The 18,002-nt window shown below is 63.8% G+C and carries 13 protein-coding genes; 9 read left to right on the forward strand and 4 right to left on the reverse strand.

What is annotated here, in order from left to right:
* Nucleotides 1–48 precede the first annotated feature (48 nt).
* The 9 genes from QMK33_RS04610 (at nucleotide 49) to QMK33_RS04650 (ending at nucleotide 12,744) form a co-directional block, all read left to right on the forward strand.
* Nucleotides 49–1,467 (forward strand): RagB/SusD family nutrient uptake outer membrane protein, encoded by a 1,419-nt coding sequence (locus QMK33_RS04610; RefSeq protein WP_283563384.1) that lies wholly within the window; start codon nucleotides 49–51, stop codon nucleotides 1,465–1,467.
* Nucleotides 1,467–2,660: an alginate lyase family protein gene (locus QMK33_RS04615; protein ID WP_283563385.1), complete on the forward strand. Its 1,194-nt coding sequence runs from the start codon at nucleotides 1,467–1,469 to the stop codon at nucleotides 2,658–2,660. Before QMK33_RS04610 ends, QMK33_RS04615 begins: the two co-directional genes overlap by 1 nt.
* 38 nt (nucleotides 2,661–2,698) lie before the next feature.
* Nucleotides 2,699–3,517 (forward strand): SDR family oxidoreductase, encoded by an 819-nt coding sequence (locus QMK33_RS04620; RefSeq protein WP_283563386.1) that lies wholly within the window; start codon nucleotides 2,699–2,701, stop codon nucleotides 3,515–3,517.
* A gap of 3 nt (nucleotides 3,518–3,520) precedes the next feature.
* Complete coding sequence (gene uxuA, locus QMK33_RS04625; RefSeq protein ID WP_283563387.1) at nucleotides 3,521–4,726, forward strand: mannonate dehydratase; 1,206 nt, start codon at nucleotides 3,521–3,523, stop codon at nucleotides 4,724–4,726.
* A gap of 23 nt (nucleotides 4,727–4,749) precedes the next feature.
* Nucleotides 4,750–7,218, forward strand: coding sequence for a glycoside hydrolase family 2 TIM barrel-domain containing protein (locus QMK33_RS04630; protein WP_283563388.1), 2,469 nt, complete (start codon nucleotides 4,750–4,752; stop codon nucleotides 7,216–7,218).
* Between the two features lie 223 nt (nucleotides 7,219–7,441).
* Nucleotides 7,442–8,479 carry a glycoside hydrolase family 2 protein gene (locus tag QMK33_RS04635; protein WP_283563389.1) on the forward strand — a complete coding sequence of 346 codons (1,038 nt, stop codon included), beginning with the start codon at nucleotides 7,442–7,444 and terminating at the stop codon, nucleotides 8,477–8,479.
* A complete protein-coding gene (locus QMK33_RS04640) occupies nucleotides 8,427–10,133 on the forward strand; it encodes a glycoside hydrolase family 2 TIM barrel-domain containing protein (RefSeq protein WP_283563465.1) in 1,707 nt (568 codons plus the stop codon). Before QMK33_RS04635 ends, QMK33_RS04640 begins: the two co-directional genes overlap by 53 nt.
* 44 nt (nucleotides 10,134–10,177) lie before the next feature.
* Nucleotides 10,178–11,350, forward strand: a complete 1,173-nt coding sequence (locus QMK33_RS04645; protein ID WP_283563390.1) for an alginate lyase family protein — start codon at nucleotides 10,178–10,180, stop codon at nucleotides 11,348–11,350.
* 164 nt (nucleotides 11,351–11,514) lie between these two features.
* Nucleotides 11,515–12,744, forward strand: coding sequence for a glycoside hydrolase family 88 protein (locus QMK33_RS04650; protein ID WP_283563391.1), 1,230 nt, complete (start codon nucleotides 11,515–11,517; stop codon nucleotides 12,742–12,744).
* A gap of 25 nt (nucleotides 12,745–12,769) precedes the next feature.
* Here the strand turns inward: QMK33_RS04650 and QMK33_RS04655 are convergent, their stop codons facing one another.
* The 4 genes from QMK33_RS04655 to lptC form a co-directional block, all read right to left on the reverse strand.
* A complete protein-coding gene (locus QMK33_RS04655) occupies nucleotides 12,770–14,635 on the reverse strand; it encodes a tetratricopeptide repeat protein (RefSeq protein ID WP_283563392.1) in 1,866 nt (621 codons plus the stop codon).
* Nucleotides 14,636–14,771: 136 nt separating this feature from the next.
* A complete protein-coding gene (locus QMK33_RS04660; protein WP_283563393.1) occupies nucleotides 14,772–16,892 on the reverse strand; it encodes a SurA N-terminal domain-containing protein in 2,121 nt (706 codons plus the stop codon).
* A 124-nt stretch (nucleotides 16,893–17,016) separates the two neighbouring features.
* Nucleotides 17,017–17,271, reverse strand: coding sequence for a hypothetical protein (locus tag QMK33_RS04665; protein ID WP_283563394.1), 255 nt, complete (start codon nucleotides 17,269–17,271; stop codon nucleotides 17,017–17,019).
* Between the two features lie 170 nt (nucleotides 17,272–17,441).
* Nucleotides 17,442–17,999, reverse strand: coding sequence for an LPS export ABC transporter periplasmic protein LptC (gene lptC, locus QMK33_RS04670; RefSeq protein ID WP_283563395.1), 558 nt, complete (start codon nucleotides 17,997–17,999; stop codon nucleotides 17,442–17,444).
* Nucleotides 18,000–18,002: the final 3 nt, after the last annotated feature.

Consider the following 18,002-nt stretch of genomic DNA (forward strand, 5'->3'; position numbering starts at 1 on the left):
GGCGGACGCCAGAACCGCCTTTTTCTCTACTCTAAACTTCCCACCCCGATGAAAAAGTCATTTATTCTGCTGGGCTTGCTGGCGTTGAGCTCCTTCCCTTCCTGCAAAAGCTTTTTGGAAGAGAAGCCCTACGACTTTATTGCCGCCACCAATTTTTACCAAACCGAGGGCGACGCCGTGGCCGCCCTCAACGGCGTGTTCAACGCCCTGCTGCCCCAAACCTACTACGGCCGCACGGGCTGGCAAATCACGGAGCTGCCCGGCGAGCTCATTCGCGTGGGCTCCAGCACCGACGAGCGGGCCCAGCTCTCGCGCTTCACCTACACGCCTACCAACACGGAGATAAACAGCTGGTGGCTAAATACCTACCGGATGATAAACCGGGCCAACGACGTGATTGAGAAGGTGCCTGGCATTAGCATGGACGAGGCCCGGCGCAACAACCTGGTGGGCAATGCGCGCTTTTTGCGGGCGCAGGGCTACTTCGACCTGGCGCGCTGCTTTGGCGATGTGCCCCTGGTGCTGGCCACCGTGAAAGGCCCCACCGACGACCTGCGCCCCAGCCGCACGCCCCTGGCCGACGTGTACAAGCAAATTATTGAGGACCTGCAATTTGCGGAGAAGAATTGCTTTCCCGAAAACAAGCTGGCCAACAATGAAAAGGGCCGCGTGTCGAGCGGGGCCGCCGCCGCCGTGCTGGCCAAGGTGTACGTGACCCGCGCCGCCAGCGCGGCCGCCCAGCCCACCGATAACCAGAGCGGCCTCGACGCCTGCAACCGCGTTATTACCAGCGGCTTGTATCGCCTGCTGCCCGTGTACGGCGACGTGTTTGACCCGGACAAGGAAAACGGCCCCGAGCACATTTTCTCCATCCAGTTTGACCTGCCGCCCAACACGGGCAGCATCATTGTGCGGCAGTTTTTGCCCTCGCAGCTTGCTGGCCTGGGCACCTTTACGGTGGAGGACAACCTGGTAGCCTCCTACGCCGCTACCGACGCCCGCCGTGCCTGGAACATCAGCAACCTGGCCGGCACCACGGTGCTGCCGCGCTACTACTTCAACAAGTTTCGCGACCCGCTGCGCATCATCAACGATGCCCGCACTAACTACCTCATCACGCGCTACGCCGACGTGCTACTGCTGCGCTCCGAGGCACTCAACAACCTGAACCCCAACGATGTAAACAAGTACACCGACATCAACCAGGTGCGCGTGCGGGCCAAGCTGGCCCCGCTGCCCACCACGGCCACCACCAAAGACGCCTTCGTGGACCTGCTGGTGCAGGAGCGCGCCTGGGAGCTGGTGCAGGAGGGCCACCGCTGGTTCGACCTCATTCGCCTCAACCGCCTCAAGCAGCGCGAGCTGGCCGTGTTCAACCGCGTAGTAGATGATAAGTACCTGCTCTTTCCCATTCCGCAGCCCGAAACGGTGCTGAACCCCAACCTGACGCAAAACCCTGGTTATTAATGCGTAATATACTGCTATTGCTAGCGGGGTGGCTACTGGCCGCCCCGCTACTGGCGCGGGCAGCGCCCAGTGCGCCGCCCGCCTTTTTGCTGCTCGACCCCACCGCCATGGCGGCCTACAAAGCGGCCTACCGCGCCGGTAACTCCTTGCAGAAGAGCATCGTGAGTGACGTGCTGAGGCAGGCCGACCGCGCCTTGGCCCACGCGCCCTACACCATTGCCACCAAGCCCCAGGTGCCGCCCAGCGGCGACAAGCACGACTACCTTTCGCAGGCCCCCTACTGGTGGCCCGACCCCAGCAAGCCCAGCGGCCTACCCTACATTCAGAAAGACGGCCTGCACAACCCCGAGGCCGAGGCCATGCACGACAGCGAGCAGCTGAGCAAGCTCTGCGCCGACGTACAGGCGCTCAGTCTGGCCTACTATTTCAGCGCCGAGGAGCGCTACGCCCGCCAGGCCGCCCGCCAGCTACGCGGCTTTTTCTTGGCCCCCGCCACCCGCATGAACCCCAACCTGAACTTCGGGCAGGGCATTCCGGGCATTAATACGGGACGCAATTTTGGCATTATTGAGACGCGCCATCTGGTGGTTGTTCCCGAGGCGCTGGCCCTGCTCAGCGGCAGCCCCAGCCTCGATGCCAGCTTAGTAACAGGCCTGAAAACCTGGTTCAAGGACTTCAACAACTGGCTCCTTACCAGCCCCATCGCCTTGCCCGAGGGCCAGGCCAGGAACAACCACGGTACCTTCTACGATGCCCAGGTAGTAGACTTTGCCCTCTTCACCGGCGATGAGGCCCTGGCCCGGCGCACCTTGCAGCAGCAAACCTGGCCCCGCGTGGCCGAGCAGCTGGCCCCCGACGGCGCGCAGCCCCTGGAGCTGGCCCGCACCCGCCCCTGGAACTACGTGAGTATGAACCTCCAAGGCTGGGTGCGCCTGGCCCTACTGGCCCCGCACGTGGGCCTCGACCTGTGGCACTACACCACGCCCGACGGCCGCGGCCTGCGCGCCGCCGTGGCGTGGTTTCGGCCCTACCTGCTGGGCCAGCAAACGATGGCCAAGGCCGACGCCGCCCCCACCTCCAACACCCTGGCCCTGGCCGCGTACGAGCAAGCCAGCCGCGCCTACCCCGACCTCAACGCCGCCGCCGTTTTTACCAAGCATCCCGATTTTCGGCCGGTACCGTGGGCGTTTTGAGAGTTAGTAGCAGGCATCTTATTAATCAACAAGTAGTTATGAGTAAGCAGTTTTCCCTGCGGGGCAAGGCGATTATCGTTACCGGGGGCACCGGCATTCTGGGCCAGTCCTTTATTGAGGGCATTGTGGAGGCGGGCGGCAGCGTCGGCATTTTGGGGCGCAACGCCGAGGTGGCCCACGCCCGCGCCGACGCCATTAACGCAGCCGGCGGCCACGCCCTGGCCCTGGTAGCCGACGTGCTCGACGAAGCCCAGTTGCAAGCCGCCTGCCAGCAGGCGGTGGCCGCCTTCGGCCACCTCGATGGCTTGGTGAACGCCGCCGGCGGCAATGCGCCCGACGGCGTGCTCGACCCCGCCGAGGGCGTGTTTGAGATGAACCTGGCCGGCATGAAGCGCGTGATGGAGCTCAACGTGTGGGGGGCCGTGCTGCCCACCCAGGCCTTTGGCGCGGCCTTGGCTAGTGCGCCGGGCAAGGCCAGCATCGTCAATATCTCGTCCATGAACTCGAAGCGGGCCATCACCAAAGTGCTGGGCTACAACATGGGCAAGGCCGCACTCGACTGCTACAACCAGTGGTTTGCGGTGGAGATGGCAAACCGCTACGGCGACAAAATCCGCATGAACGCGCTGGCCCCCGGCTTCTTCCTCACCGAGCAAAACCGCGCCCTGCTCACCAACCCCGACGGCAGCTTCACGGCCCGCGGCGAGCTGGTAATCCGCCAAACGCCCTTCAGGCGCTTCGGCCACCCCGACGAGCTGAAGGGTGCCCTGGTGTGGCTGCTCAGCGACGCCGCGCAGTTTGTCACCGGCTCCATGATTTGCGTGGATGGCGGCTTCTCCATCTTTGGCGGCGTGTAAGTTATGACTGATAATCAATTAATTACCGAATCGTTTTCCTTAGAGCACACCATGCGCTGGTTTGGCCCCCCCGACCCCGTGCGCCTCGCCGACCTGCGGCAGGCGGGCTGCACGGGGGTGGTCACGGCCCTGCACCACCTCGCCAACGGCGAGGTGTGGCCGGTGGCCGAAATTGAGGCGCGGCGGGTCGAAATCGAGCAGGCCGGCCTGCGCTGGAGCGTAGTGGAGAGCGTGCCCGTGCACGAAGCCATTAAAACGCAAAGCGCCGGCTACGAGCACTTTATCGAAAATTATCAGCAATCGCTGCGCAACCTGGCGGCCTGCGGCATCCGCACGGTCACCTACAATTTTATGCCGGTGCTCGACTGGACGCGCACCGACCTGAGCTACGAGCTGCCCGACGGCGCGCGGGCGCTGCGCTTCGAGCGGGCCGCCTTTGTGGCCTTCGATGTGCTGCTGCTGCAACGCCCTGGGGCGGCGGCCGCGTACTCGGCCGAGGAGCTGGCCGCCGCCCGCGCCCGCTTCGGGGGCATGAGCGCGGCCGATAAGCAGCTGTTGCAACGCAACATCATTGCCGGGCTGCCGGGCAGCGAGGAGAGCTTCACGCTGGCGCAGTTTCAGGCGGCGCTCGATGCCTACCAGGGCATCGACGCGGCGCGGCTGCGGGCCAATCTGATTGCCTTTTTGCGGGCCGTGGTGCCGGTGGCGGAAAGCGCGGGCGTCAACTTGGTCATTCACCCCGACGACCCGCCCTACCCTATTCTGGGGCTGCCGCGGGTGGTGAGCACCGCCGCCGATGTGCAGGCGCTGTTCGATGCCGTGCCCTCGCCCGCCAACAGCCTGTGCTTTTGCACCGGCTCGTTTGGGGTGCGGCCCGACAACGACCTGCCGGCCATGGTGCGCCAGTTTGCCCACCGCATCCACTTCGTGCACCTGCGCAGCACGCGCCGCAACGCGGCCGGCGACTTCTTCGAGGACAACCACCTCGAAGGCGACGTGGACATGTACGCCGTGATGCGCGAGCTGGTGGAGCTGACCCAGCACCGCCGCGCCGCCATCGCCATGCGCCCCGACCACGGCCACCAGCTGCTCGACGACCTCACCAAAAAAACCAACCCCGGCTACTCCGGCATCGGCCGGCTGCGCGGCCTGGCCGAGCTGCGCGGGCTGGAGCTGGGCATTCGGCGCGCGGGGCACCTCACCTCCTAGCAGCGCCCTCATACCCTCCTTTGATGACAAACCGCCCGCCCATTCTCTTTAGCATCCTCTTGCTACTGAGTATTTTGACTGCCCACGCCCAGCAAAGCCAGCGCCTCACCGCCGGCTGGGAGTACCTGCGCCAGGACCTGGGCGGCCTCTGGGAGGCCGTGCGCCCCGTGGTGGCCGGCAACCCCGAAAGCGTGCCGCTGTGGCAGGCCGTGGCCCTGCCCCACTGCTTCAACGCCCGCGACGCCGTGGACCCCGCCCTCAACTACTACCAGGGGCCCGGCTGGTACCGGACCCAGCTGGCGGTGCGCAACCCCTACCCCGGCGGCCGCACCCGGCTGCACTTCGAGGGCGCGGGCCAGAAAACACAGGTGTTCATCGGCACCACGCTGGTGGGCAGCCACGTGGGCGGCTACGACGAATGGACGGTGGACATCACCCAGGCCGTGGCCGATTTTCAGCAGACCGAGGCTTTCCAAAAGCAATTTAAGGGCAAGGTTCCGCTCAGTATCCGCTGCGACAACTCGCGCGATTTGGAGATGATACCCTCTGATTTATCAGATTTTAACCTCTACGGCGGCCTCTACCGCTACCTCAACCTGGAGTACCGCCCGGCCGTGGCCCTGGAGCGCGTGGCCGCCCTGGCCGAGGTAGCTGCCAGCGGTAAAACCGGCACGCTCACCCTGCGCGCCGCCTGGCCCGAAACCGGCCCGCCCAGCGCCGCCACCCCGGTGGCCGTGCGCGTGCTCGACCCCCAGGGCCGGGCCGTGGCTACTTACCAGGGCACGTTGGCCGGGCAGGCCGGCGAGCTGGCGTTGGCCCAATTGCGGGTGAAGAACGTGCGGCTGTGGTCGCCCGCGCAGCCGCAGCTTTACACGGTGCGGCTCACGGTGGGCACCGGGCCCCAGGCCTACCAGCACACCGAAAAGGTGGGTTTCCGGCGCATCGAGTTTGTGGAGCACGGCCCGTTTAAGCTCAACGGCGAGCGCCTGCTGCTGCGCGGCACCCACCGCCACGAGGACCACGCCGGCGTGGCCGCCGCCATGACCGAGCCCCTGATTCGGCAGGAGATGGTGCTAATGAAGCAGATGGGCGTCAACTTCATCCGGCTGGGCCACTACCAGCAGTCGCGCATCGTGCTGAATCTGTGCGACTCGCTGGGCATTTTGGTGTGGGAGGAAATACCCTGGTGCCGCGGCGGCCTGGGCGGCCCGGTGTACCAGGCGCAGGCCAAGCGCATGCTTACCAATATGATAACGCAGCACTACAACCACCCGGCCGTCATCATCTGGGGGCTGGGCAATGAGAACGACTGGCCGGGCGATTTCCCCGAGTTCGACAAGGAGAAAATTCGCACCTTTATGAAGGAGTTGAACGCGCTTTCGCACCAGCTCGACCCGCGCCGGTACACGGCCATCCGGCGCTGCGATTTTTGCAAGGATATTCCCGATGTGTACTCGCCTTCCATCTGGGCGGGCTGGTACCGAGGCATTTATACCGATTATAAAGCTGCCACCGAGGCCGAGTTTAAGGGCGTGAAGCGGTTTCTGCACGTGGAGTGGGGCGGCGACAGCCACGCCGGCCGCCACTCCGAAAACCCCGACAACGCGCTGGCCAAAATAACGACCGGCCGCGGCGCCGACGAGCGCGCCGGCGACGCCTCGCTGTTTGGCGGCAGCGCCCGGGTATCGAAAGACGGCGACTGGAGCGAAACCTACCTCTGCAACCTCGTCGACTGGCACCTCAAGGAGCAGGAAACCATGCCCTGGCTCAGCGGCACGGCCTACTGGCCCTTCAAGGATTTTTCGACCCCCGTGCGCCCCGACAACCCCATCCCGTACATGAACCAGAAGGGCGTGGTAGAGCGTGATTTCACCAAAAAGGAGGCCTACTACGTGTTCCAATCGTACTGGGCCACCGCGCCCATGGCCCATATCTACGGCCACTCGTGGCCCGTGCGCTGGGGCACCGCAGGCGAGCAAAAGCTGGTGAAAGTATACTCCAACTGCGCTCAGGCCGAGCTATTTGTGAACGGTAAAAGCTACGGCACCCGGCAGCGCAACAGCCAGGACTTTCCGGCCGCCGGCCTGCACTGGACTGTGCCCTTCGCCACCGGCCAAAACCAGCTGCGCGTAGTAGCCCACCAGGGCCAGCAAACCGTGACCGACGAAATCAGCTTCCAGTACCAAACCCAGCCCTGGACCAAGCCCACCCGGCTGACCCTCAACAAAGTAACCGACCCCAGCGGCCTGCCCACCGTCGAGGTCCAGCTCTTCGATGCCCAGGGCGTGCCCTGCCTCGACGCCGCCAACTGGGTCGAGTTTTCGCTGGCCGGCGAGGGCCGCCTGCTCGACGACCTGGGCACCAGCCGCGGCTCGCGCCGGGTGCAGGCCTACAACGGCCGCGCCCGCATTAGCCTCGCCGATGTTCGGCCCGGGCAGAGCGTGGTGGCGGTGCAGTCGCCGGGGCTGGCTACGGTAGCACTCTCTTTGTGAGCATGATAGCTTACTAAGCGTTAGCGCAAATGCTCCGGTCCGCCGGCGCAGCCGGCCGACCAGTTGTCGCGTGAACGAGGTAGGAACGATGCCTGCACAACTGGCCAAGCGGCGCACGCGGCAACTGGTCGGCCGGCTGCGCCGGCGGAGCGGAGCCTGCACCCTGTTCAGGAATTATATTAACATACTACTAATGAGTAAATTAGCGAAACACTGTTACCAATTGATACCGCTACTGGCCTTGCTGCTGCTAGCCGCCCCCGCCGCCGCCCAGCGCGTGGTGCAGTCCATCAATTCTAACTGGCTGTTTCGCAAAGACTCGCTGGCGCTGAACCCCAGCCAAGTGGTGGCCGCCGCGGGCTGGATGCCTATTTCGCTGCCCCACACCTGGAACGCCACCGACGTGCTCGACGATGAGCCGGGCTACTACCGGGGCGGCGGCTGGTACCGCAAAACGCTGTTCGTACCCGCCGGCTGGCAGCGCCGCGCCGTGTACCTACGCTTTGAAGGAGCCAACCAGGAGGCCGAGGTGTACGTGAATGGTCAGCTGGCCGGCCGCCACGCGGGCGGCTACACGGCGTTCAGCGTTCCCATAAGTAAGCTTTTGGTATTCAGCAATAACGCCCCCACCACTGCCGAGGTTGTGGTGAAGCTCACCAACCGCTACAACCCGGCCATTCCGCCCCTCACGGCCGACTTCACCTTCTACGGCGGCATCTACCGCGACGCGTACGTGGTAGCGGCCGAGCCGGTACATTTCGACCTCAGCAACTACGCTTCGAGTGGCGTGTTTGTAACCACGCCCGCCGTGTCGGCCGAGGCGGCCAGCGTGGCGGTACGCGGCGCGCTGGCCAACGAATCGGCCAGTTCGCGCCAGCTTTTGGTACGCACGCAGCTGCTCGACCACGCCGGGCGCGTGGTGGCCCGGCAGCAAAGTCGCCTCACGCTACGGGCCGGCGAGCGGCGGGAGTTTCGGCAGGCCCTGCCCGCCCTGCGCCGGCCGCACCTGTGGGCACCCGGCGACCCGTATCTGTATCAAGCTGTTTCACAAGTAGTTGATGCCCGGCAAAATACCGTGCTCGATGAGGTACGCAACCCGGTGGGCCTGCGCTGGTTTCGGTTTGAGGCCGCCACGGGCTTCTTTCTGAACTCTGAACGGGCAGCCGCTCAAGCTCATTGGCACCAACCGGCACCAGGACTACCCCAGCCTGGGCAACGCCCTGCCCGATGCCCTGGCCGTGCGCGACGTGCAGCTACTTAAGGAGATGGGCGGCAATTTTCTGCGCGTGTCGCACTACCCGCAGGACCCCGCCGTGCTGGCCGCCTGCGACCGGCTGGGCATCCTGGCCTCGGTCGAGATTCCAATCGTGAACGCCATCACCGAATCACCCGCGTTTTTTGAGACTTGCCGCACGATGCAGACCGAGCTGATACGGCAAAACTTCAACCACCCGAGCGTCGTCATCTGGGGCTACATGAACGAGGTGCTGTTGCGCCTGCCCGCCGGCCTCAAGCGCGACAACGACCCCGGCCGCGCCTACCTGCGGCGCGTGCGCGCGCTGGCCCAGCAGCTCGACAGCCTCACCCGGCGCGAAGACCCGGCGCGCGCCACTATGCTCGTGTGCCACGGCGATTTCAACCTCTACCAGCAGGCCGGCTTGCTCAGTATTCCGCAGGTAATTGGCTGGAACCTGTACCAGGGCTGGTACGCGGGCAATTTGCAGGGCTTCCCCGATTTTCTCGACCGCCACCATAAAGAGCTGCCTACCAAGCCGATGCTGGTAACCGAGTACGGGGCCGACTCCGATGAGCGGCTGCACTCGTTCAGCCCCCGGCGCTTCGACAAAACCACCGAGTACGCCAACCGCTACCACGAGTTTTACCTGCAAGCCATCCTCGACCGGCCCTTCGTGGCGGGCAGCACCGTCTGGAACCTGGCCGAATTCAACTCCGAAAGCCGCCAGGAGGCCGTGCCTCACATCAACAACAAAAGCCTGCTCACCGGCGACCGCCGGCCCAAAGACGCCTACCTCTATTACCAGGCGCGGCTGCTGAAAACACCGTTTCTGTGCGTCGGCTCGCGCGCCTGGACGCTACGCGCCGGCCAGGCCGCCGGGCCCGATTCGCTGTTTTGCCGCCAGCCGGTGGCTGTGTACACCAACCAGCCCACCGCCCGGCTGCTGCTCAATGGCCGCGACCTGGGCACCCAGCCGGCCGCGCTGGGGGTGGCGCATTTCAGCGTACCCTTCGGCCCCGGGCCCAACCAGTTGCGGGCCCAGGCTACCGGCCTGGCCCTGGAAGACGCGGCCGACATTGAGTTTCAGCTACTACCTAACAACTTATCCAGCAATAAATTACCTTTTACCGAGCTCAATGTGAGCCTTGGCGACGAGCGCACCTTCACCGATGCTATGCTGCACCAGGTTTGGGTGCCCGAGCAGCCCTACGCCCCCGGCGGCTGGGGCTACGTGGGCGGCCACGTGTACCGGCTGCCCGGCGACCGCCTCCCCTACGGCTCCGACCGCAACATCCTGGGCACCAGCTACGATGCCCTCTACGAAACCCAGCGCCTGGGCCTCCGCGAGTTCCGGCTCGACGTGCCCGACGGCGAATATGAGGTGACGCTGCACTTTGCCGAGTTGGAGGCCGCCCCAGCCACCGAGCAGCTGGCCTACAACCTGGCCGGCAACCCGGCGGCCAGCGGCGCGCCCGCGCCTACCGGCCGGGCCTTTGCGGTACTGCTAAACGGCCAAGCCCTATCCCCGTTCAGCAGCGCCACCAACCTGCCGCCCCTGCGAGCCGTGCGCGTGAAGGTGCCGGTAGCGGCGCGGGGCGGGCGCGGCATCGTGGTCGAGTTTCGGCCCGAGGCGGGCGAGGCCTGCCTGAACGGGATTCAGGTGCGGCGGCAGTACTAACTTCTTATCAATAGCCTAGATTTAATCCACAACTCCCTCACGCTGTGCTACTTTTCTCCTACCTGACTTTGCTGCTGAGCCTGCTGCTGGCCACGCCGCCAACGCTGCCCGCCGGTAAGTTTGAGCAGGCGGCCGTGCGCACCCTGCGCGCCCACGTGCTGGCCGAGGCCGCCTGGGCGTTGCAGCAGGCGCCGGTTACGGTTACGGCCAGCACCTCGCCGCGCAGCGCGGGCGGCCCGCACGATTTCTTCTCGGAAGGCGACTATTGGTGGCCCGACCCCAAAGACCCTACTGGGCCCTACGTGCAGCGCGACGGCCTCACCAATCCCGACAACTTCACGGCCCACCGGCTGGCCATGATTCGGTTTAGCCGCGTGGTGGGCGCGCTGGCGTCGGCCTACAAGCTCACGGGCGACGACAAATACGCCCGCCACGCCCTGCTGCACCTGCGCGCCTGGTTCCTGAATCCCGCCACCCGCATGAACCCCTCGCTGCTGTACGCGCAGGCCATTCAGGGCCGGTTTACGGGGCGCGGCATCGGCGTTATCGACACCATTCAACTGCTGGAAGTGGCGCAGGGCGTGCTGGTGATGCAGGGAGCTAACGCATTTGCAATCAACGACTTAACTACTATTAAAGATTGGTTTGCGCAGTACCTCACCTGGCTCACCACCCACCAGTATGGCCAGGACGAAATGAATGCCACCAATAACCACGGCACCTGCTGGGTGATGCAGGTGGCCGCCTTCGCCCGCCTCACCGGCAACGCCGAACTGCTCAACTTTTGCCGCACGCGCTACCAAACCGTGCTGCTGCCCACCCAAATGGCCGCCGACGGCTCCTTTCCCCAGGAGCTGAAGCGTACCAAGCCCTACGGCTACTCGCTCTTCAACCTGGATGCGATGACGCTGATTTGCCAAATCCTGACCGATAACACCCACAACCTCTGGGCGTTTGCCACGCCCGACGGCCGCAGCATTCGCCGCGGCATCGCATACCTGCACCCCTACATTGCCGATAAAGGCACCTGGCCCTTCGCCCACGACGTGCTGTTTTGGAACGACTGGCCGGTGGCCCAGCCCAGCCTGGTGCTGGGCGCGGTGCAGTTCGACAACCGCGCCTGGCTCAGCACCTGGCAGCGCCTCAACCACGACCCGCAAGTGCCCGAAGTGGTGCGCAACCTGCCCGTGCGCAACCCGCTCATTTGGCTGCCGTGAGCTGGTCGTTGAATACGAGGAGGCCGTTATGCTGAACGCAGTGAAGCATCTCTACCGCTTCGTTGAACAGCGCGGATGAAGCGGTAGAAATGCTTCGGCAAGCTCAGCATGACGGTCTATTATAACCGTTTTTAGTTATCAACCAACACTTTATATTCCACCCCATGACCCGCACCCGTACCCGCATCGGCCTAACCCTGGGCCTGGCGCTCTTCGCTACCTCGGCAATGGCCCAGGCTGGCCTCCCCAAAAAGACGCTGCGCCTGGCCGAAACCCAAGCCAAGCTGCTGCTGCAACAAACGCCCCTGGCCATTGAGCGCGCCACCAAGCCCGGCAAGGCGCCGCTGGTGGCCCCGCGCACCCTCAGCCCGGCCGGCGAGCTGGTAGTAGTGCCCTCGCGCGACTGGACGAGCGGCTTCTTCCCCGGCTACCTCTGGCTACTGTACCAGGCCAGCGGCGCGGCCAAGTGGAAGGCCGCCGCCCAGGAATACACGGCCCGCATCGAGCCCGAAAAGAACGACCGCACCAGCCACGATGTGGGCTTCAAAATATATTGCAGCTTCGGCACGGGCTACCGCCTCACGCAAGACCCAGCCTACCAGGCCGTTATCGTGCAGGCGGCCCGCTCGCTCAGCACCCGCTTCAACCCCCATGTGGGCACGCTACGCTCCTGGGACCACCACCGCGCCGAGTGGGGCTTCCCGGTCATCATCGACAATATGATGAACCTGGAACTGCTCTTCGCGGCTACCCGGTTTTCGGGCGATTCGTCGTTTTATAAAATCGCCGTCAGCCACGCCAACACCACGCTCAAAAACCACTTCCGGCCTGATTACAGCTCGTATCACGTAGTAGACTACGACTCGGCCACCGGCCGCGTGGTGAAGCGCACCACCCACCAGGGCTTCGCCAGCGAGTCGGCCTGGGCGCGGGGCCAGGCCTGGGCGCTCTACGGCTTCACTATGTGCTACCGCGAAACTAAAAATCCCGACTATCTAGCTCAGGCTGAGCACGTAGCGGCCTTCATTCTCAACCACCCCAACCTACCCAAAGACCTCATTCCATACTGGGATTTCAACGCTCCCGACCTGCCCAACGCCCCGCGCGATGCCTCGGCCGGGGCCATCATCGCCTCGGGCCTGCTTGAGCTGAGCACCTTCAGCACCAACGGCCCCCTCTACCGCCGCCAAGCCAACAAAATGCTGGACAACCTAGCCAAAAGATACGTGGCCCAGCCCGGCGGCAGCCAAGGCTTCCTGCTGCTGCACAGCACCGGCTCCAAGCCCGCCAACAGCGAGGTAGACGTGCCCCTCAACTACGCCGACTACTACTTTATGGAGGGCCTGCTGCGCCGCCAGCGCCTGGCCGCGGGCCAGAAACTAGGGCTGCGCTAGCTACCTGTTTCAAAACGCCCGCCGGTTACTGCACGGCATCGCCGCGCAGCCGGCGGAAGCGCTTGCGGGCCTCGGCCACGTAAATGCTACCGGGGTATTTGGTGAGCAGCGCTTGGTACAAGGTTTGGGCCTGCGCCTTATCCTTCAGGTTTTCGTCCTGAATCTCAGCCGTTAAGAACAGCGCATCGTCGCTGAGCACGTCATACTTGGGGTTGCCCGTAATCTGCCCCAGCGTGCGCACGGCGGCGGCGTAGTCGCCGGTGCGGCGTTGCAGCTTGGCCTTCAAATACAGCGCATCGTCGGTGAGGGCGTGACTGGGGTACTTGCGCAGCAGCGCATCGAGCCCCGCCTCAGCCTGCGGAATCTTGTTCTGAAACACCAGCGCCTCCACCGCCGCGTAGTCCTTGAGGGCCAGGCCCAGCGTGTCCTCCGCCGTGCTCTCCTGAATGAGCAGCGAGAGCTGCATGGCATCGTTGGCGATTTCGCGGGTGGTGGCCTCCTTCAGGATATCCAAGTGGCTCTGGGCCAGCTTAAAGTCGGCGGCGAAGTAGCTCAGCCGGGCGTTGCGCAGCTTGGCCTCGTAGCCCAGCGGGGCTTCGGGGTGGGCCTTTTCCACCTGCGAGTAGAGCAGGGTGGCTTCCCAGGGCTCGCCCTTCAGCAGGAACAGGTCGCCGAGGGTCGTTTTGGCCTCGTCTACCACGTCGGTTTCGGCGCGGGGCATGTCAATCACTTCCTGCAATAGGCTCATTGCCTTGAGCTTATCATCGAGCTGAAACGCGTAGAGGTTGGCCAGCTGGCGCATCACCGGGGCCGCGGCGGGCGTGCGGCCCAGCTCGGTAAGCAGGGCTTGGTAGTCGGCGGCCAAGGCCCGCACCTGGGCCAGGTCCACGGGGTAGGTGTCGCGCACCTGCGCCTCGCGGGCCTGCAACAGCAACTGCCTGGCTATCTGGTAGTAAGGCCCGCTCTTATACTCGCGCACCACGTATTGGCAGGCGGCAATGGCCGTGGCGTAGTCGCGGTTGCGCTGCGCAATACCGGCCAGGCTCAGCACCCGCGCCCCCTGCGCGCCGGTGCGCCGGTCGAGGGCCCGCACCTGCACCAGCGCGCCCGTAAAGTCGTGGCGCTGCACTTGCAGCCACAGCAGCAGCTCGCTGTAGGCATTCTGGTCGGGCTGGGCCTGCACCCTGGCCACGAGTATCTTCTCCAGGGCATCGAAATCCTTGTCTTCGTGCAGCGCATTTTGCAGCATGTTGCGCACAAAGGGCAGCTGCTGCTCGTCGCGCTCCACCAGGCGCAGGGTTTCGGCCAGCAGCTTATCCTGCTCCTGGCTTTGGGTGTAGAGCTGGATGAGCTGCGGGGCGTACTCGGTGTTATTCTTGGCCAGTTCGCGGCCGCGCAGGTAGCTGCGCTCGGCCCAGGCGGGCAGGTTGCGCTGGCCAAACTCGGCCGCCACGGGCACCACCTGCGCCACCGTGAGCTGGCTCACCACGCGCTGGTACTGCTTGTCGGCCGCGGCCGGGTCGCCGGCGGCGGCGTAGAGGCCACCCAGCGCCACGCCGTAGCCGCCCTCCTCGGGGTGCTGCTTGATGGCCTTTTTCACCAACTTTTCGGCGTCCTTGTAGCGCTTCAGGCTTTGCAGGGCGGCGAGGTAGTCGGGCAGCATTGTGGGGGCCGTTTGCTCGTCGCTCTTGAGCTTTTCAAACAGGAAGACGGCCTTCTCGAACTCGCCCCGGCGGGCGTAGTCGCGGGCCAGCGTGGGCGCATCAATGGGGGCCCAGCTACCCGGCCGGGGTGGCCCGCCCGGCATATTCTGGGCGTGCAAGGAGCCCGTCAGCGCCAGCCAGCAAGCCGGCACCAACACGGCAGCACGCATACGCAACTCGATTTTCATAATCTGGCAACGCCTGAGGGTAAGTGGTTTGTTCAACGCCGCCCCGCTGCTGCGGGTGCCGCTAACCTAGCTTAACGGCAGCAAAAAGGGGCTGCACCCGAAGGTACAGCCCCTTTGCTTTTCGCGGCGCAGTGGCCTAGAAGAACTTCGAGCGGTTGTCCTGCACCTTGGCCTGGCTCTTGATGGCTTCGTAGATGAGGCCATCCTGGCGCTGCTGGCGCTGCTGCGTGAGCTGCTGGCGCACTACTTTCAGGTCACCGGGCGTGGCGGGCAGCACGCTGCTGCCTTCTACCACCAGCACACCTTGCTCGCCTTGGATGGGAGCCGATTTCTGGCCCGCCTTCAAGGCAAAGGCGCGGCCCACGGCGTCGGGCTCGAAGCCCACGTTGGGGATAGTGCCCTGGCCCTGGGCTACGCCCTCGGCCGTTTGCACCTGCGCACCGGCCCCGGCTGCGGTGGCCATTTCTTCGAGCGTACCGGTTTTGCCTTGCAATTTCTCCATCAACTGCTTGGCCTTCAATTCATTACGCACGGCAGCTGTTAGCTCGGGGCGAATACTCTCAATGGTAGCGGTGCCCTTACTGCGCGAATCGGTAACGGCGGCCAGGATGTGCTGCTCACCAATGTCAAACTTGCGCACGTCGCCCACTTTCGTTTCGGAGCCGCCGTCGGGGTTGAAGCCGAAGGCCCAGCGCACCATCTCGCGCGAGCCGGGCAGGTTGCCCACCGTTGGCGCATCGCGGGTGATAAACTTGGCTTCCTGCTTTTGCAGAGTCTTGTCTTTGGCAACCAGGGCCCGGAAGGTGTCCAGGGTATTAGCTTCCGATTGCAGCTGCTCGGCGCGGGCGTAGGCGGCTTCGCGGGTGGCGTCGCTGGGCTGCACCGACTTCAGCACCGAGGCCACCTGGTAGGTGTTCTCGGTCTTTTTGCCGGTCACTTTCACAATGTGGTAGCCAAAGCTGGTTTCGACCAGCGTGGGCAGCAGGCCCAGGCCCGGTGCCCCAAAGGCCGCCTTGCTGAACTCGGGTACCATGCTGGTGCGGTCGAAGTAGCCGAGGTCACCGCCCTTGTCCTTGGTGCCGTCGGTACCGTACTGCTTGGCCATGGCGGCAAAGTCAGCCCCACCCTTGATTTTGGTCAGAATTTCCTGCGCCTGCGCTTTCACGGCGGCTTTGTCGGCCGGGCTCATGTTAGCCTCCGTCTTAAACAGGATATGGCTGGCGCTCACCGTAGGCTTGGCCTTCTCACCGGTTATCTTGTACACGGCCAGCGTATTACCAATCACATACGGGCCATACACCTGGCCCACAGTCATGGGCTGGCTGGTAAGCTGCTGGGGCAGCTGGGCGGCCGTGAGGTAGGCGGGGCTATAAGGCTGCTCCGAGTTGGAGCGCACAAACAGCGAGTCGTTGGGCGCGGTGCGGAACTGCTCGGCAATGCTGGCAATGCTCGTGCGCAGGGCGGCGCTGTCCTGCTTGGTGGCGGTTTCGGGCACCACGATGTACTCAATACTGCGGCCGTCCTCCACCTTGTAGCGGCCCTTATGGCGCGCCAGGTAGTCGCTCAGCTGGGCATCGGTGGGCTTGAAAGCCGAGTCCGACACGCTGGAATAGGGCACGAACAGGTAGCGGAAATTCGCCTTGGCGTTCTGGGCCTGGTCAAACTGCTTAGCCTCGGCCGTGGTTACGTACACCGAGTTCTTAAGCAGGGCGTTGAACTTGTTCACCGGCCCATCGAAATCGCGCAGGCTGGCTTCGAAGTTGTGGAAAGCGGCCTGGGCATCGGGTGGCAGCTTGTCGAGGTTCTTGAGGTAGTCGATGAGGCGCGCCTTGTCAAACTGCCCCGTTTTGGGGTCGGTAAACGCCTGCCGGATGGCGGGGTTGGGGTTGTCGCCCTGCACCATGTCCACCATTTCGGCGTCGCCCACGGTCAGGCCCAGCTTGTCGATTTCGGGCTGGAAAGCGCGGCGGTACAGCAGCTGGTTCCAGGTTTGGTCGCGCAGGTAGCCCAGGGCCTGGTCGTCGGCGGGGCGGCCCTGCTGGTTGGCAAAGTTTTGCTTGGCCTGCTCCAGGGCGGCCGTGAATTCGGGTAGCTCAATTTTGCTGCCGTTCACTTCGCCTACCGTTTGGCCATTGCCACCAAAAAGCCGGTTTTTTCCTCCCACCAGGTCGCCGCCCACAATGAAGAGCAGCATCCCGATGGCGACGGCGCCTACGGCCACCCCCGACTTTTCCCGAATCGTGTTAATTAAAGCCATTACTTACCAAATACTAAACTAAATGCGGTGGCCCGAAGCCAAAAAGAGGCGCAAAATAACCACGAATCGCCCAAACTATCAAGCTACTGCCCCCGTGCCCGGCCCCAATGTGAGCCAGCCGGCCCTAGCGGCGCTTCTTATTTTTTTTGGCGGGCTTGTTGAGCGCGGCCACTTGCTGGGCTACCTCGGCTTCCTTAGCCCGGCGGGCATCCTGCCGCCGCCAGTAGTTGAGCGGTAGCCAGCACGCCAGCGATATCATAAATATCCAGTAGTTAGCGATTATATCGTTCTGCAAAATGGTCCGATGCACCCCAATTACGAACGATACCACACCCAGGGCAAATATTATCGTGCGCGCCAAGGATTTATCGAATTTCATAATTTATTGATTATTAATAATTTATATTCAAACTAGCTACCTAAACGTCATGCTGAACGCAGTGAAGCATCGCGCGCGCAACGCCCAGGTCGTTGCAACGATGCGTGTGAGATGCTTCGCTGCGTTCAGCATGGCGTTCTATCGGATTTAGCAACATCTTGGCTAGCGTTCTACTTCCCCAAACCATTAGCTTGGTCAATAGAAAACGTGCCGATGGGGTGGTACAGCCGGTAGCTCGAAAAGTCCTGATTGGCGCTCATGCCGTTACCGGTGAGCACCTCGGTGGGCGTTTTTATGCGCACAAACATGGCGCTATCGGTGTAAATCCGCTGCTTGTTGCGGTCGTAAAACAGCTCCTCCGTATCGAGAGTTTGCTTCTGCGGCACGTTGGCCACCTTCACCGCGCCACGCATGATGTAGAGCTGCTTGGCGTTGTCAAACTTGGCCCACTTGGCCACCAACGTATTGACGGTCAGCTTCCCGGGCTTGTCATAAAACGTCACCGTCACGCCCTTGGGATACAGCCGGTCGCTGTTCTCGAAGTTCTGCTCCAGCGGGGCGGTGAGGCGAATATGCAGCCGCGCCGAGTCGCTGAGCAGCGTCACCACATTGTCAGTTTCGAGCAGCGGGCCGGTGTACACCACCCGCTTGGGGGCGGTGTCTTGCTTATCGCAACCAGCCAGCAGCAAGCCGGCCGCCAGGGCGCCGGCCTGCCATAAGTAGCTCATGCT

This window comes from Hymenobacter sp. H14-R3 (assembly GCF_030063445.1).
Taxonomy (GTDB): Bacteria; Bacteroidota; Bacteroidia; order Cytophagales; family Hymenobacteraceae; genus Hymenobacter.

Excerpts from the sequence above, each read along its gene's own strand:
- QMK33_RS04610 (WP_283563384.1), top strand. The coding sequence starts at position 49 with ATGAAAAAGTCATTTATTCTGCTGGGCTTGCTGGCGTTGAGCTCCTTC.
- QMK33_RS04615 (WP_283563385.1), top strand. The coding sequence starts at position 1,467 with ATGCGTAATATACTGCTATTGCTAGCGGGGTGGCTACTGGCCGCCCCG.
- QMK33_RS04620 (WP_283563386.1), top strand. The coding sequence starts at position 2,699 with ATGAGTAAGCAGTTTTCCCTGCGGGGCAAGGCGATTATCGTTACCGGG.
- uxuA (WP_283563387.1), top strand. The coding sequence starts at position 3,521 with ATGACTGATAATCAATTAATTACCGAATCGTTTTCCTTAGAGCACACC.
- QMK33_RS04630 (WP_283563388.1), top strand. The coding sequence starts at position 4,750 with ATGACAAACCGCCCGCCCATTCTCTTTAGCATCCTCTTGCTACTGAGT.
- QMK33_RS04650 (WP_283563391.1), top strand. The coding sequence starts at position 11,515 with ATGACCCGCACCCGTACCCGCATCGGCCTAACCCTGGGCCTGGCGCTC.
- QMK33_RS04655 (WP_283563392.1), bottom strand. The coding sequence starts at position 14,635 with ATGAAAATCGAGTTGCGTATGCGTGCTGCCGTGTTGGTGCCGGCTTGC.
- QMK33_RS04660 (WP_283563393.1), bottom strand. The coding sequence starts at position 16,892 with ATGGCTTTAATTAACACGATTCGGGAAAAGTCGGGGGTGGCCGTAGGC.
- QMK33_RS04665 (WP_283563394.1), bottom strand. The coding sequence starts at position 17,271 with ATGAAATTCGATAAATCCTTGGCGCGCACGATAATATTTGCCCTGGGT.
- lptC (WP_283563395.1), bottom strand. The coding sequence starts at position 17,999 with ATGAGCTACTTATGGCAGGCCGGCGCCCTGGCGGCCGGCTTGCTGCTG.